The sequence below is a fragment of the Lentzea sp. NBRC 102530 genome (assembly GCF_030269365.1).
GTDB lineage: Bacteria > Actinomycetota > Actinomycetes > Mycobacteriales > Pseudonocardiaceae > Lentzea.
This window is the reverse complement of record NZ_BSTF01000022.1, coordinates 114,920-127,714: the sequence shown is the minus strand read 5'-3', so window position 1 is coordinate 127,714 and position 12,795 is coordinate 114,920. Positions and strand designations below refer to the sequence as shown.

Below are 12,795 nucleotides of genomic sequence, written 5' to 3'. Positions count from 1 at the left end.
CCGCCCGCATCGCCCAACGCCTGCTCGCCCTAACCGCAGCCATCTGGCACAACCGCGCCACCGGCCAGCCCATCACCCGATCACTGATCGCCTACGACCACTGATCAGTTAGGACTTACTCGTCTAGTTCTTCAGCGGGTCGTGGCCCCAGTTCATGAGGGAGTAGCGCCAGCGGCTGTCGTCGACCTCGCCGTCCGGCCGCTGGGCGAGGTGGCGGTGGACGTAGCCGACGACCTTGCGCATGTGCTCGAGGTCGGCGTCGGTGAGGTCGTCGCGCTTCTTGCGCAGCAGTGACACGATCCTGCGCCCGGACGCGTGCCCCGTCGACTCGCCGGACTGCTTGTCACCGACCTCTTTCGACTCGTCGGTGCCGAGCCACTTCTCCAGCGTCGCCGCGGTCATGTTGACCGCCTCGCCGAACTCGTCACGGGTCTGCTTCCGCTCGTCGTCGCGCACGTTCGTCCTCCCGGCCGGATTGACTGGTCCGGGTGGGGTACCCGTGCGGGCATGACGAAGCACCCCTTGAAGCCGGGCGATGAGGTCGAGTGGTCGAGCCACGGTTCGAAGACCCACGGTGAGGTGAAGGAGGAGATCACCGAGGAGACGGAGGCAGCGGGCCGCAAGGTGAAGGCCTCGGAGGACGAACCCCAGTACCGCGTGGAGAGCGCGAAGAGCGGCCGGGACGCCGTGCACAAGCCGGAAGCGCTGAAAAAGCGGTCCAGCTGACATCGGGTGGTGGAGTGTCGCGGCGGGAGGGTCGGGGTTGGCGCACCCGCCGCGAACACGGTCTCCAGAACTGGGCTCACAGCGTCCGGCCGGACGCGGCCGGACCGGGTTCTAGCGGCCGAGCAGGCGCAGGATGCGCGGGCGGCGGCGCTTGGCGCGCTCCGCGTCCTTCTTGCTCAGGGTCGCCATGGCGCGGGCCATCATCAGGTGCTGCATCTGGTCCATGAGCGCCACGGTAAGCATGACCGAATCGTTATCTGAAGGTTTGAGTGGCCGTTATCACGCCGTTACCCAGTCCGGCGTGACCTGTCACACCTGGGCGCCGTCGTCCCAGCCCGAGTCCGGCGGCGGGGTGTTGCGCATGCGCAGGATCAGCCAGCCGACGCCCGCGCACAGCGCGACCAGCGACAGCGGCGTGCCGATGCGCGACTGGAGACCGAAGATGCCGGGCGCCACCAGCAGCAGGATGCCCAGCACGAACAGGCCGAGCGCCGCGAACGTCGAGGCCCGCAGCACCGGGAACGGCGGCGGCTCCGGCGGGACGTAGTGGTCCTCGTCGGCCGGATCTCGGTATTTCGGCTCGTCGTCGAGGTCCGGCACGGGCTCGTCGGCGACGGCCGTGCGCGCGTCCGGTCCACTGCGATCACCGTCGCGCCCGCCGTCCGGGTCGTCGTCGGTGTCCGCGTTCGCCTCGTCCAGGTCGAGCCAGTCCTTGCCGACCCCGTCCCGTTCGAGACCCGCGACGATCTCGGCAAAGAGCTCGTCGACGTTCTCCGGTCCGTCGGTCGAGTCGCGCCGGGCGTTCATCCAGAGCCTCTCCACAAAGCAGCAACCCTCTGACCCCACATCGTTGCACGGGCCGGATGTGTTGCGGGTTACGGCAGTCGGCTCAGCGCCCGGCGTGACGCACTAAGACGGGACTCGTTGTGTGAGGTGCGGTCGGCTCCGTAGGCTGATTGTCGGGATCAAGGTTCGCGGGGTCTTAAGGGAGGCGCTTCCCAAGGTGCTGTACTGGTTGATGAAGCACGTCCTCCTGGGACCGATCTTGCGGCTGTTCTTCCAGCCGAAGATCATCGAGGGCGCCGAGAACATCCCGAAGGACGGCGGCGCCATCCTGGCGAGCAACCACCTCGCCGTCTCCGACTCGTTCTTCCTGCCGCTGATGCTGTCGCGCCGGGTCACCTTCCCGGCGAAGATCGAGTACTTCACCGGCACGGGGATCAAGGGCAAGCTGCAGAAGTGGTTCTTCTCCGGCGTCGGACAGGTGCCGATCGACCGGTCCAGCGCGTCCGCCGCGCAGGGGGCGCTCGACACCGGTGTCCGGATCGTGCGCGAGGGCAAGCTGCTCGGCATCTACCCCGAGGGCACGCGCTCGCCCGACGCCCGGCTCTACAAGGGCAAGGTCGGCGTCGCGTGGATCGCGCTGGAGTCCGGCGCGCCGGTCATCCCGGTCGCGATGTTCGGCACGGACAAGGCCAACCCCATCGGCTCGCGCATGTGGAAGCCGCACCCGATCCGCATCAAGATCGGCAAGCCGCTCGACTTCTCCCGCTACGAGGGCCTGTCCGGCGACAGGTTCGTGCTGCGGTCCATCACCGACGAGATCATGTACTCGTTGATGGAGCTCTCCGGCCAGGAGTACGTCGACGTCTACGCGGCCAAGGCCAAGGAGCAGCAGGCCGACGTGCCCGAACAGGGCGGGAAGAGCGACCGGGTGCCCGAGAAGAAGGCGAGCTGACCGCACCCCTAGGGTGTCGCGGTGCGGTTTTTCTACGACTGTGAGTTCATCGAGGACGGGCTGACGATCGACCTCGTGTCGATCGGTGTGGTCGACGAGGAAGGCCGCGAGTTCTACGCCGTGTCCACCGAGTTCGACCCCGATCGCGCGGGGCCGTGGGTGCGGCAGAACGTCCTCAACCAGCTGCCCTCGCCCGCGGACAAGGCGTGGCGCAGCCGTGAGCGGATCCGCGAGGACCTGCTCGACTTCCTCGGCGCCCGCACCGCGGCGCGCGACGAGGTCGAGCTGTGGGCGTGGTTCGCCGCGTACGACCACGTGGCGCTGGCGCAGCTGTGGGGCGCCATGCCGGCGTTGCCGCGCGCGTTGCCCCGGTTCACGCGTGACCTGCGGCAACGCTGGGACGACGTCGGCCGCCCCAAGCTTCCCGCCCCTCCGGCGGACGCCCACGACGCCCTCGCCGACGCCCGGCACAACCTCGCGCGCTGGAAGGTGATCGAGGAACAGCGGCGCAAAATCGGCTTTCCTGTCCGGTAGGTGAGACCCCGCGTTGCTGCACCGATACAGCTCGTGAAAGTCTGCGTGACACAGAACACGAGAGATGGGGAAGCAGATGCGCATCGGTGTGCTCACTGGCGGTGGTGACTGCCCCGGTCTGAACGCCGTGATCCGGGCCGTGGTCCGCAAGGGCATCAAGGCACACGGCTGGGAGATCGTCGGGTTCCGCAACGGGTGGCAGGGCCCGATCGAGAACCTCACCAAGGAGATCGGCCTCGCGGACGTCGAGGAGATCCTCACCCGCGGTGGCACCATCCTGGGCTCGTCGCGCACCAACCCGTACAAGGTCGAGGGCGGTGTCGACCGCATCCGCGAGACCATCGCGGCGAACAACATCGACGCCATCATCGCGATCGGCGGCGAGGACACCCTGGGTGTCGCGAAGCGCCTGACGGACGACGGCATCGGCGTCGTCGGCGTGCCGAAGACGATCGACAACGACCTCGGCGCCACGGACTACACGTTCGGCTTCGACACGGCCGTCCACATCGCGACCGAGGCGATCGACCGCCTGCGCACCACGGCCGAGTCGCACCACCGTGCGCTCGTCGTCGAGGTCATGGGCCGGCACGCGGGCTGGATCGCGCTGCACTCGGGTCTCGCGGGTGGCGCGAACGTCATCCTCGTCCCGGAGCGCCCGTTCAGCGTCGAGAAGGTCGTCGAGTGGGTCGAGCGCCGCTTCGAGAGCGAGTTCGCCCCGATCATCGTCGTCGCCGAGGGCGCGATCCCCGAGGGCGGCGCCGAGGTGCTGCACTCCGGTGAGCGCGACGCCTTCGGTCACGTCCGCCTCGGTGGCGTCGGCCAGTGGCTCGCGGAGGAGATCGCGGACCGCACCGGCAAGGAGTCCCGCGCGGCCGTCCTCGGCCACATCCAGCGCGGTGGCACGCCGACCGCCTACGACCGCGTCCTCGCGACCCGCTTCGGCCTGCACGCCGTCGACGCCGTCGCCGCCGGTGACTTCGGCACCATGGTCGCGCTGCGCGGCACCGACATCGTCCGCGTGAAGCTGTCGGAGGCAACGGCCGAGCTCAAGACGGTTCCGGCCGAGCGCTACGAAGAGGCCGAGGTCTTCTTCGGGGCCTGATCTCCGGGCCTGATATATCGGATATTGCGCCTCGCTGAATGCCGGGTGTCGACTCACTGTCGACGCCCGGCATTTCGCTTGTACATCGGTCGTGCACCCGGACGGTCCCGCTCGGTGGGACTCGCGCTGTGATCGCGCTCTTGCTGACTGCGATGGTGAATTCACCATCCGTTGAGCAGCCTCAGGAGAGCTGATGAGCGACGCGCGAGTAGCACCGGTCCTGCCCGAGCCGGACGCCGACGAGACGGGCCCGTACGCGCACCTCGGGTTCGCGAAGGCCAGGGCCGGCCACGAGGACGAGGTCGAGGCGCTGATCCTCGGACTGGTCGAGCCGTTGCGCGCGGAGGAGGGCTCGATCGAGTTCCACGTCCACCGCGACCGCGCCGACCGGCGGCAGTTCGTGGTCTACGAGGTGTTCCGGTCGAAGCAGGACCTCGAGAAGCACCTCGCCGAGCCGTACGTGCAGGAGTTCGTGCGGGCGATCCAGCCACTGGTCGAGGGACCGCTCGTGCAGCAGTTCCTGCGCATGGTGAGCGACCTGCCGGCGGGGAGGTAGACCGTGGGCCTGCTGATCTTCGCCCTCGTCACTGTCCTGTTCCTGCTCACCAGAAAGATGTGGGGCAGGCTCACCGGCAACCCGTTGCCCCAGGTGACTGCCCGTCCGGGCCGTGGGTTCCCGGTCAACCTGGGCAAGTCGCGCACCCGTCCGAAACCGTCGGTCGCCCCGCCGAAACACGCGGGACCACGGCTGCCGCGCTACGACTGCGACGTCCTCGTCGTCGGCGCCGGCCCGAGCGGCCTGATGACCGCGGCGCTGCTGGTCCGCCAGGGCGTCAAGGTGTGCGTGGTCGACGCCGGCGCCGGTCCGGCCACCGAGTCGAGGGCGTTCGCCGTCCAGGCCCGCACGATCGAACTGTTCCGGAGCATCGGGCTGGCCGGCGAACTCCTCGAACGCGGCGTCGTCACCACCGGCATCCGCTTCCACATCAGGGGAAGGCACGTCGGCGGCCTCGACTTCGACCGTGCCAGGGCCGCGACCACGCCGTACCAGTTCATCCTGATGGCCCCGCAGTCCGAGGTGGAGGAGGTGCTGCTGCGGGACCTCGCGCGGCACGGCGTCACGGTCCGCCGCGGCACGAGGCTGACGCACCTGCACCAGACCGAGGACGCCGTCACCGCGAAGGTCGGCGAACGCACCATCACCGCCCAGTACGTCGTCGGGGCCGACGGCGCGCACAGCACCGTCCGGCAGCAGTTGGGCATCAGCTTCGACGGCGACAGGTACGGCCAGCGCTACCTGCTCGCCGACTGCAAGGTCGACTGGCCGCTCGACCACGCGCACTTCCGGGTGTTCATGAACCGCGAGCGCATCGGCCTGTTCCTGCCGCTGCGCGGCGCCGAGACGTCCAGGGTCATGGTCACCGACTCCGGCGACCCGAAGGCCGAGTTCGACCTCCAGAACCTGCAGCAAGAGCTCCGCAAGGCGATGAACCTCGACGTCACCCTCAGCGCGCCGATCTGGACGAGCCGCTACCAGGTCCACCTCAAGGGCGTCGACGACTACCGCAGGGGCAGGGGGTTCCTGGTCGGCGACGCCGCCCACATCCACTCCCCGGCGGGCGGCCAGGGCATGAACACCGGCCTGCACGACGCCGCCAACCTCGCCTGGAAGCTCGCCACCGCGATCAACGACGACGTCGACCTGCTCGACACCTACTCCGCGGAACGACACCCCGCGGGCGTGCGGCTGCTGAAGTTCACCGACCGCCTCTACCGCGTCGCGGCCGGGTTGAGGGGCACCAAGGCGTGGCTGCGCGACACCGCGGGCCCGTTCCTGATCGGCCGGATGTCGGCGGCGCCGCTCCCGCACCGCAAGTCGTTCCAGCGGCTCAGCCAGATCAGCCTCGGCTACCGGCCGAGCGCCCTCAACGTCAACGAGCTGCTCTACTCGCTCAAGGGTCCGCTGGCGGGCCAGCGCGTGCCGGACGCGCGGATCAACGACCGCGAGCAGGTGTTCGACCTGCTCCAGGACTACCAGCTGCACGTCGTCGCGTTGTCCCGCAGGCACCTCACGACGGACGAGATCAGCGCGCACACCGAGGCGCTCGCCGGACTCGACGTCGTCCACCACCTGATCGCCCGCGTCGAGCGCAGGACGGACGACCGCGTGCACCGGGCCGACTCGCCGCAGGTGTTCGAGCACTACGGCCTCACCGAGCCGGATTCCCAGGCCCTGTTCGTGATCCGCCCGGACGGCCACGTCGCCTGGCGCTGCGACGAGCTCGACTTCGAGGCCTGCCGGCGGTTCCTCGGCACCCTCCGCCGGCCGGTGGCACAGCAGGTCCGAGCCGCATGAGAAGGAGGGGCCCGGCGAACCGGGCCCCTCCACTCACACCAGTGCGGGCGATATGTCCATGTGCACGCGGTAGTCCACGATCTCGTCCCCGGACAGCCAGATCACCGTCACGCACGGCAACGCGAGCTGCTTCCCGTCCCGTGCCTCGGTCTCGATGGTGAACCGGCAGAACAACTGGTCCCCGACCTCGGCCACCTGGTCGACCACGTGCCGCACCCACGGCAACGCCCCGGCGGCACCGGCGGTCGCCGCCACCACCGCGTCACGCCCGATCAACGGCTCGTCGTTGCCGAACACGTAACGAGCGTCAGCGGCGAACCAGGAGCCGAACGCCTCGGCGTCACCGGAGTCCACGGCGGCGCACATCTGCCGCACCATGTCCGCGCGCGTCATGGCTTCTGCTGCAGCGAAAGACCGTGCCGCACCATGATCTCCGCGACCAGCTTCATGTCGCGCGGCCCCGGCGGCAGCTCGGACAACGCCTGGTAGTAGTTCTCCAGCCCGGGCGGCGACACGACGGCCACCACCCGCGTCTCCTCGTCGAACGGGTTGTGGAACATGTGCGGCACGCCGCGCGGCATCAGCAGCGAATCCCCCTGTGCCAGCACGTGTTCCTCGCCGTCGAGCTCGACCACGACCCGGCCCTGCACGCACGTGAACAGCTCGTCCTCACGCGAGTGGACGTGCGTGGGCGGCCCACCCAGGTTCGGCGGCACGACGTACTCGAACAACGAGTAGGCGCCCTTGGTGTCCGCTCCGGTCAGCCGCGTGTAGATGCCCAGGCCGATCGCGCCAACGTTCGTGCCCTCACCGCTGCGGTAGACGTGATGCTTCACTGGGGTTTCCATGGTCTCCAACCTCATTTCGACTGAGCCGGGCGAGCAGTGCGGGCGTGACCTCGCGGTACGCCGAGGGCGCGACCGGGTTGAGCCAGTGCGCCGCGCGGGTGGCGCGGCTGATCTGCAACCCGAGGTCGGCGAGCACCTCGTCGGCGTTCTTCAGGGAGAACGGGATGATCTTCGTGCCGCGGCAGTGGTGCCGGTTCGTCGCGGTGTCCATGAACGCCAGCTGCGCGTCCACGTCCGCCCGGCGCGCCTCGGCGTCCGGGAGCGAGAGCGCTCCCACCAGGTCGGCCGCGATCCACAGCGCCGCCAGCTCCGCGTTGAGCGGGCTGAAGAACGACGAGTTGTAGCCGTTGAAGTAGAGCCCGGGCACGCCGATCGGCTGGATCTGCCGGTACAGCACGAAGTTCCCGCGCTCGTCGAACAGGCGCTCCTGGACGGCGTCCGGCAGGAACGGCACGCCTTGCGTGAACCCGGTCGCGCACACGACGAGGTCCGCGGGCAGCACCGTGCCGTCGGAGAGCTCGGCACCGCCGGCCTTCAGCCGGGCGATGGTCCGGTCGCGGTGCACCCGGATCGTCCCGGACTCGACGCCTTCGAAGAACCCCTCGGTGGCCAGGCCGATCGCGCCCTTGACGATGTCTTCCATCTGCCCGGACGGCACCAGGTCGTGCTTCGCGAGCCCGAACTGCCTCACCGACACCGATCCGAGCGAGTTGAGCATCGAGCGCCGCACCCCGTTCGCCGGGCCGTGCAGGAACTTCTCGAACCCGCGCAGCCACCGGTAGCGGAACAGCCCCTCGCCCATGCGCGTCAGCAGCAGCATCTTGAAGTTCACGACACCGCCGATCTTGCGTGGCACCTTCCACAGCAACTGCCGCGCGATGACGTCGGTGCTCGCGGCGACCCCGCTGATCGGCACCGTGACGTCGCACGCCGACTTGCCGTACCCGACGACGAGCGCGTGCTTGCCGCGCGCCTCCTCGACGTCGAGGAACTCGGTGCCGGCGAGCACCCGCCCACCGGCCGCCTCGAACTCGTCACGTCCGGGGAAGTCCGGCACGAGCGGTTCACAGAACACGCCGTTCGCCACCACCACGCGGTCGTAGCGGTACGTCGTGCCCGTGTGCGTGGTCAGTTCCCAACCGCTGCCGACGGGCACCACGGACGTCACGGTCGTTTCGAGACGCAGGCACGCGTCGACGCCGAAGTGCCACGTGTAGGCCTCCAGGTACGCCTGCACCTGCGCGCCGGTCGGCCACTCCGGCAGGTCCTTCGGCATCGGGAAGTCCGAGAACGAGTACTGGGCCTTGGGGCTCTGCGTGGTGAGCCCGGGGTAGCGCCGGGTGCGGCTCCACACGCCGCCGACGTCCGGTGTCCGGTCGAAGACCTCGACCTCGTGGCCTGCCTGCACCAACACCTTCGCGGTGGTCAGGCCGGCGACTCCGGCGCCGATGATCGCGACTCGCATCCTGGGCCTCCTCGGTGAGGACGTGACGGAGCACACTGTGGAGCGCTCCCGCGTCGGCGACCAACCGGGAGTCCCGGCTAGTGGGACTCCCAGCGCCGCGTCGAGTAGGCGCGTGTCGCCGCCGCGGCAGCCATCCGCACGGCCGGGCCGATCCGTTCCGGGCGCACCGCCGCGCTCGGCCCGGTCACCGACAACGCCGCCGCAACCCCGCCACCCGCGCTGAAGATGGGCGCGGCGATGCAGCTGATGCCGACGATGCCCTCCTCGCGGTCGTAGGCCCAGCCCCGGTCCGGGATCGCCGCGAGCTCACGGCGCAACGTCGTCGGGCTGGTGATCGTGCGCGGCGTGCGGCGTTCCAGACCGGCGGCGATCACCGCGTCCACAGTGGACGGGTCGGAGTAGGCGAGCATCGCGCGGCCCAGTCCCGAGCAATGCGCCGGGATGACGCCGCCGACCTGGTCGAGCATCGGCATCGGCCGGTGTCCGGTGATCTTGTCCACGACCAGCACGCGGGTGCCGTCCAGCACGCCGAGCTGCACCGTCACGCGGGCCGCGGCGTAGAGGTCCTGCAGGAACGGCAGCACGGCTTCGCGCAGCTCGTGGCGCACGGGCACGAGGCTGGAGAGCTTGAACAGGCCCGTGCTGATCCGGTAGCGGTCGCCCGGCTTGTCGAGCCAGCCGAGCTCGATCATGCGCCCCGCCGTGCGGTGCACCGTCGAGCGCGGAAGGCCGGACCTGCGCACCAGTTCGGCGAGGCCGAGTTCGCGGTGCGTCACGTCGAACGCGTCGAGGATCGCCGCCGCGCGTTCGAGTGAACCGCTCGGCTCGCCTGACTGGGAGTCCCGGTGACTGGGACTCATCCTTGGTCGACCATTCGCACACGGCGACTGTAGGAGCTCATGGACGCAAACACCACGCGGGTCGCGCTCGTCGGCGGCGGCGCCGGCGGAATCGGGGCGGCGACGGCCGCGGCGCTGCGCGAGAGCGGGCACCGCGTCGTGCTGGCCGGACGCACCGAGGCCACGCTCGAGGAAACCGCCGCCGCGCTCGACGCCGACCACCTGGTCTGCGACCTGTCCGACCCGGCCGAGGCCGCCGCGGTCGTCGGCGACGTCACCGACCGGCACGGCTCGCTCGACGTGCTGGTCGTGAACGCCGGTGGGCCGTCACCGGGGTCGCTGCTCGACGTGCCGGACGCGCAGTGGCACCGCGACCTCGACCTGCTGCTGCTCGGGCCGCTCGCGTTGCTGCGGGAGGCCCTGCCCCGGATGGCCCGGCGGGGGTTCGGCCGGGTCGTCACCGTCACCTCGACGGCCGTGCGGCAGCCGCAACCCGGCTTGGCGTCGTCGACGGTGCTGCGCGCTGCCGTGACGTCGGCGATGAAGCTGGCGTCACGGCAGTTCGCGGCGGACGGCGTCACCGTCAACTGCGTCGCTCCCGGCGCGACGCTGACCCCGCGCCGGATGGAGGTGCTCGTGCGCAGGGCGGAAGCGGCGGGCGGGGACTTCGACACCGCCGCGGCCGCGGACATGGCGGACATCCCCGCTCTGCGGGCCGCCGACCCGAGTGAGATCGCCGCCGCCGTGGCGTTTCTGGCTTCACCACAGGCTTCGTACGTCAACGGCACCGTGCTGACCGTCGACGGCGGCCGCACCGAGACTGTCTGAAAGGGACGATCGAGTTGGCCACCTCAGGACCCGACTTCGCGATGACCGACTTCCTCGGGGCGCTCACGCACGCCGTTCGTCCTGACGGCGCGCGGCCGTTGGTCGTGCACGACGACGAACTGGAGACGATCCCGCCGGGCGCCGTGCCGAACCCGACGACGCTGCGAATCGCCGGCAAGCTGCCGACGTCGACGTTCGAACTGTTCCGGCAGGTCATCCCGCCGGGCGAGAGCTCGGACATGCAACGCCACTACCACGAGACCGTGCACTTCGTGATCTCCGGCGACGGCCACAGCGAGATCCAGCACGCCGAACCTGATGCCTGCGAGACCGTGTCGTGGACCACCGGCTCGTTCGTCTACACGCCGCCGTGGACCTGGCACCGCCACTACAACGACTCGTCGGAGCACCCGGTCGAGTTCCTGACGATCGAGAACTCGCGGCTGCTCGCGCTGTTCGGGCTCGCGCGCAGGCAGAGCGCCGGCCTCGCGACCTTCGACGAGGCCCGCGCCCGTTTCGACACACAAGGGGAGGAACAGTGATTCCCGAGCACGTCAGCATCTGGGGCGAACTGTCGCATGTGGACCACACCGTGCGGCACGTCGACGTCCCCGTGCGCGGCCACACCGTGCGCACCAGGGTCCTGCAAGCGGGGTCCGGGCCCGAGTTGGTGCTGCTGCACGGCACCGGCGGCCACCTGGAGGCCTACGCACGCGACATCGCGGGGCTGGCGGAGGACTTCCACGTCACCGCCTACGACATGGTCGGGCACGGCTGGTCGTCGTTGCCGGACATGCCGTACACGATCGACGTGCTGTCCGAACACCTCGTGGGACTGCTGGACGCATTAGGCGTCGAACGCGCGCACCTGTCCGGGGAATCGCTGGGCGGCTGGGTGGTCGCGTGGGTCGCCGCGCACTTCCCCGACCGCGTCGACCGGCTCGTGCTGAACACGCCGGGCAACATCGCGAACAAGCCCGAGGTCATGCGACGCATGCGGGACAGCACGATGGCCGCGGTGCTCGACCCGAGCGAGGAGACCGTGCGGCGGCGGGTCGAGTTCCTGTTCCACCACAAGGAGATGGTCACCGACGAGCTGGTGGACCTGCGTCGCCAGGTGTACTCGCGGCCGGGGTTCGTGCAGGCGATCACCAACACGCTGGTGCTGCAGGACCCGGTGGTGCGCAAGGACTTCGCGTGGGATCCGGCGTGGGTCGGGAAGGTGGCCGCGCCGACGTTGCTGCTGTGGACCAGCCACGACCCGACGGGCGGGCTGGACGAGGCTGACCTGCTGCTGGGGTGGCTGCCGGACGCGCGGCTGCACGTCATCGACGACGCCGGGCACTGGCCGCAGTGGGAGAAGGTCTCCGAGTTCCTCGACACGCACCGCACCTGGCTGCTGCACGGAAAGGACCCGTCCTGATGGCCGAGATCGTCGGATTCGCGGGGATGTCGCACAGCCCGTTCGCGACGCTGCTGCCGCCGGACGGAACCGGTCCGGGCTCGGTGTTCCTGCGCGACGCGGACCGGGTGCGGCTCGCGGTGGAGAAGCTGGCGCCCGACGCGATCGTCGTCGTCGGGCCGGACCACTTCCACGCCAACTTCTACGACGTGATGCCGCCGTTCGTGCTGGGAGTCGAGGAAGCGGTGGGGTTCGGCGACTTCGGCAGCAGCTCCGGGCCGTTGCCGGTGGCGCAGGCGCTGGCCTGGTCGGCGCACAGCGGGCTCGCGGACGCCGGGTTCGACGTGTCGCTGTCGTACTCGCTGACGGTCGACCACGGGATCGTGCAGAGCTACGAGATGATCACCGGCGGCACCACGCTGCCGCTGGTGCCGCTGGTGGTGAACACGGCCGCGCCGCCGTTGCCGTCGCTTCCCCGGTGCGTGGAACTGGGGCGTGCGCTGGGGGCGGCGCTGCGGTCGTCGGCGTTCCCGGGACGCGTGCTGGTCGTCGCTTCCGGTGGGCTGTCGCACTGGTTGCCGTCCAACGACCCGCGCGACCCCTCGGTGGTGGGGGAGCGCCGCGAGTCGTTGATCCGCGGCCGGGCCTACGCCAAGGAGTTCGCGGCGGCCCGGGAACCCCGGGTGCGCGCGATGGGCGGCAACCCGGAGGCGCGCGTGAACGCCGTGTGGGACGGGTGGTTCCTCGACCGGCTCGCGGAGGGGGCGGCGGAGGAGGTCGCGGCCCTCGGGCACGAGGCCCTGGAGGACCACGCCGGCAGCGGCGGGCACGAGATCCGCTGCTGGCTGATCGGGCAGGCCGCCGTCGGCCTGCCGCTCGTGTGGACGAGTTACGAGCCCGTGCCGGAGTGGATCACCGGCATGGGCATCGGAACCACGTTCCCCGTGTGACCGA

General features: G+C 70.1%; 16 protein-coding genes and 1 pseudogene. 11 read left to right on the top strand and 6 right to left on the bottom strand.

Annotated elements, in window-relative coordinates; genetic code table 11:
- Positions 1 to 104: pseudogene (locus QSK25_RS40105) on the top strand (IS982 family transposase); the annotation flags it as partial.
- Between the two features lie 19 nt (positions 105 to 123).
- Here the strand turns inward: QSK25_RS40105 and QSK25_RS40100 are convergent.
- Positions 124 to 456, bottom strand: a complete 333-nt coding sequence (locus tag QSK25_RS40100) for a DUF3140 domain-containing protein (RefSeq protein ID WP_285646381.1) — start codon at positions 454 to 456, stop codon at positions 124 to 126.
- Between the two features lie 51 nt (positions 457 to 507).
- On the opposite strand from QSK25_RS40100, the gene QSK25_RS40095 reads away from it, so the two are divergent.
- Positions 508 to 726, top strand: a complete 219-nt coding sequence (locus tag QSK25_RS40095; RefSeq protein WP_285646378.1) for a hypervirulence associated TUDOR domain-containing protein — start codon at positions 508 to 510, stop codon at positions 724 to 726.
- A gap of 309 nt (positions 727 to 1,035) precedes the next feature.
- Here QSK25_RS40095 and QSK25_RS40090 read toward each other — a convergent pair whose 3' ends face one another.
- Positions 1,036 to 1,548, bottom strand: a complete 513-nt coding sequence (locus QSK25_RS40090; RefSeq protein WP_285646376.1) for a hypothetical protein — start codon at positions 1,546 to 1,548, stop codon at positions 1,036 to 1,038.
- Positions 1,549 to 1,729: 181 nt separating this feature from the next.
- On the opposite strand from QSK25_RS40090, the gene QSK25_RS40085 reads away from it, so the two are divergent.
- From QSK25_RS40085 to QSK25_RS40065, 5 genes are all read left to right on the top strand, one after another.
- Positions 1,730 to 2,464 (top strand): lysophospholipid acyltransferase family protein, encoded by a 735-nt coding sequence (locus QSK25_RS40085; RefSeq protein WP_285646374.1) that lies wholly within the window; start codon positions 1,730 to 1,732, stop codon positions 2,462 to 2,464.
- Between the two features lie 21 nt (positions 2,465 to 2,485).
- Positions 2,486 to 2,998: a polyadenylate-specific 3'-exoribonuclease AS gene (locus tag QSK25_RS40080; RefSeq protein WP_285646372.1), complete on the top strand. Its 513-nt coding sequence runs from the start codon at positions 2,486 to 2,488 to the stop codon at positions 2,996 to 2,998.
- Between the two features lie 76 nt (positions 2,999 to 3,074).
- On the top strand, positions 3,075 to 4,103 hold the full coding sequence (locus tag QSK25_RS40075) for a 6-phosphofructokinase (protein ID WP_285646390.1): 1,029 nt from the start codon (positions 3,075 to 3,077) through the stop codon (positions 4,101 to 4,103).
- Between the two features lie 193 nt (positions 4,104 to 4,296).
- Positions 4,297 to 4,659, top strand: a complete 363-nt coding sequence (locus tag QSK25_RS40070; protein WP_285646370.1) for a putative quinol monooxygenase — start codon at positions 4,297 to 4,299, stop codon at positions 4,657 to 4,659.
- 3 nt (positions 4,660 to 4,662) lie between these two features.
- Complete coding sequence (locus QSK25_RS40065; protein ID WP_285646368.1) at positions 4,663 to 6,459, top strand: FAD-dependent monooxygenase; 1,797 nt, start codon at positions 4,663 to 4,665, stop codon at positions 6,457 to 6,459.
- A 33-nt stretch (positions 6,460 to 6,492) separates the two neighbouring features.
- Here QSK25_RS40065 and QSK25_RS40060 read toward each other — a convergent pair whose 3' ends face one another.
- The 4 genes from QSK25_RS40060 to QSK25_RS40045 form a co-directional block, all read right to left on the bottom strand.
- Positions 6,493 to 6,852, bottom strand: a complete 360-nt coding sequence (locus QSK25_RS40060) for a nuclear transport factor 2 family protein (protein ID WP_285646366.1) — start codon at positions 6,850 to 6,852, stop codon at positions 6,493 to 6,495.
- Positions 6,849 to 7,307 carry a cupin domain-containing protein gene (locus tag QSK25_RS40055; RefSeq protein ID WP_285646364.1) on the bottom strand — a complete coding sequence of 153 codons (459 nt, stop codon included), beginning with the start codon at positions 7,305 to 7,307 and terminating at the stop codon, positions 6,849 to 6,851. Before QSK25_RS40055 ends, QSK25_RS40060 begins: the two co-directional genes overlap by 4 nt.
- The gene (locus QSK25_RS40050; RefSeq protein ID WP_285646362.1) at positions 7,267 to 8,772 is read right to left on the bottom strand and encodes a flavin-containing monooxygenase; all 1,506 of its coding nucleotides are present in this window, start codon (positions 8,770 to 8,772) and stop codon (positions 7,267 to 7,269) included. Before QSK25_RS40050 ends, QSK25_RS40055 begins: the two co-directional genes overlap by 41 nt.
- Before the next feature lie 77 nt (positions 8,773 to 8,849).
- Positions 8,850 to 9,632 carry an IclR family transcriptional regulator gene (locus QSK25_RS40045; RefSeq protein WP_285646360.1) on the bottom strand — a complete coding sequence of 261 codons (783 nt, stop codon included), beginning with the start codon at positions 9,630 to 9,632 and terminating at the stop codon, positions 8,850 to 8,852.
- A 39-nt stretch (positions 9,633 to 9,671) separates the two neighbouring features.
- Here QSK25_RS40045 and QSK25_RS40040 point away from each other — a divergent pair, with 39 nt between their 5' ends.
- From QSK25_RS40040 to QSK25_RS40025, 4 genes are read left to right on the top strand one after another with little or no spacing between them, the layout of a single operon-like run.
- Complete coding sequence (locus QSK25_RS40040; protein WP_285646358.1) at positions 9,672 to 10,439, top strand: SDR family oxidoreductase; 768 nt, start codon at positions 9,672 to 9,674, stop codon at positions 10,437 to 10,439.
- Between the two features lie 14 nt (positions 10,440 to 10,453).
- Positions 10,454 to 10,981, top strand: coding sequence for a cupin domain-containing protein (locus tag QSK25_RS40035; protein WP_285646356.1), 528 nt, complete (start codon positions 10,454 to 10,456; stop codon positions 10,979 to 10,981).
- A complete protein-coding gene (locus tag QSK25_RS40030; protein WP_285646355.1) occupies positions 10,978 to 11,862 on the top strand; it encodes an alpha/beta fold hydrolase in 885 nt (294 codons plus the stop codon). The genes QSK25_RS40035 and QSK25_RS40030 overlap by 4 nt, the downstream gene beginning before the upstream one ends.
- A complete protein-coding gene (locus tag QSK25_RS40025; protein ID WP_285646354.1) occupies positions 11,862 to 12,791 on the top strand; it encodes a DODA-type extradiol aromatic ring-opening family dioxygenase in 930 nt (309 codons plus the stop codon). Before QSK25_RS40030 ends, QSK25_RS40025 begins: the two co-directional genes overlap by 1 nt.
- The last annotated feature ends 4 nt before the right edge of the window (positions 12,792 to 12,795 follow it).

What these genes read in the sequence shown, in the direction of transcription:
- QSK25_RS40095 (WP_285646378.1), top strand. Translation starts at nt 508, where the DNA reads ATGACGAAGCACCCCTTGAAGCCGGGCGATGAGGTCGAGTGGTCGAGC.
- QSK25_RS40075 (WP_285646390.1), top strand. Translation starts at nt 3,075, where the DNA reads ATGCGCATCGGTGTGCTCACTGGCGGTGGTGACTGCCCCGGTCTGAAC.
- QSK25_RS40070 (WP_285646370.1), top strand. Translation starts at nt 4,297, where the DNA reads ATGAGCGACGCGCGAGTAGCACCGGTCCTGCCCGAGCCGGACGCCGAC.
- QSK25_RS40060 (WP_285646366.1), bottom strand. Translation starts at nt 6,852, where the DNA reads ATGACGCGCGCGGACATGGTGCGGCAGATGTGCGCCGCCGTGGACTCC.
- QSK25_RS40055 (WP_285646364.1), bottom strand. Translation starts at nt 7,307, where the DNA reads ATGGAAACCCCAGTGAAGCATCACGTCTACCGCAGCGGTGAGGGCACG.
- QSK25_RS40050 (WP_285646362.1), bottom strand. Translation starts at nt 8,772, where the DNA reads ATGCGAGTCGCGATCATCGGCGCCGGAGTCGCCGGCCTGACCACCGCG.
- QSK25_RS40045 (WP_285646360.1), bottom strand. Translation starts at nt 9,632, where the DNA reads ATGAGTCCCAGTCACCGGGACTCCCAGTCAGGCGAGCCGAGCGGTTCA.
- QSK25_RS40040 (WP_285646358.1), top strand. Translation starts at nt 9,672, where the DNA reads ATGGACGCAAACACCACGCGGGTCGCGCTCGTCGGCGGCGGCGCCGGC.
- QSK25_RS40025 (WP_285646354.1), top strand. Translation starts at nt 11,862, where the DNA reads ATGGCCGAGATCGTCGGATTCGCGGGGATGTCGCACAGCCCGTTCGCG.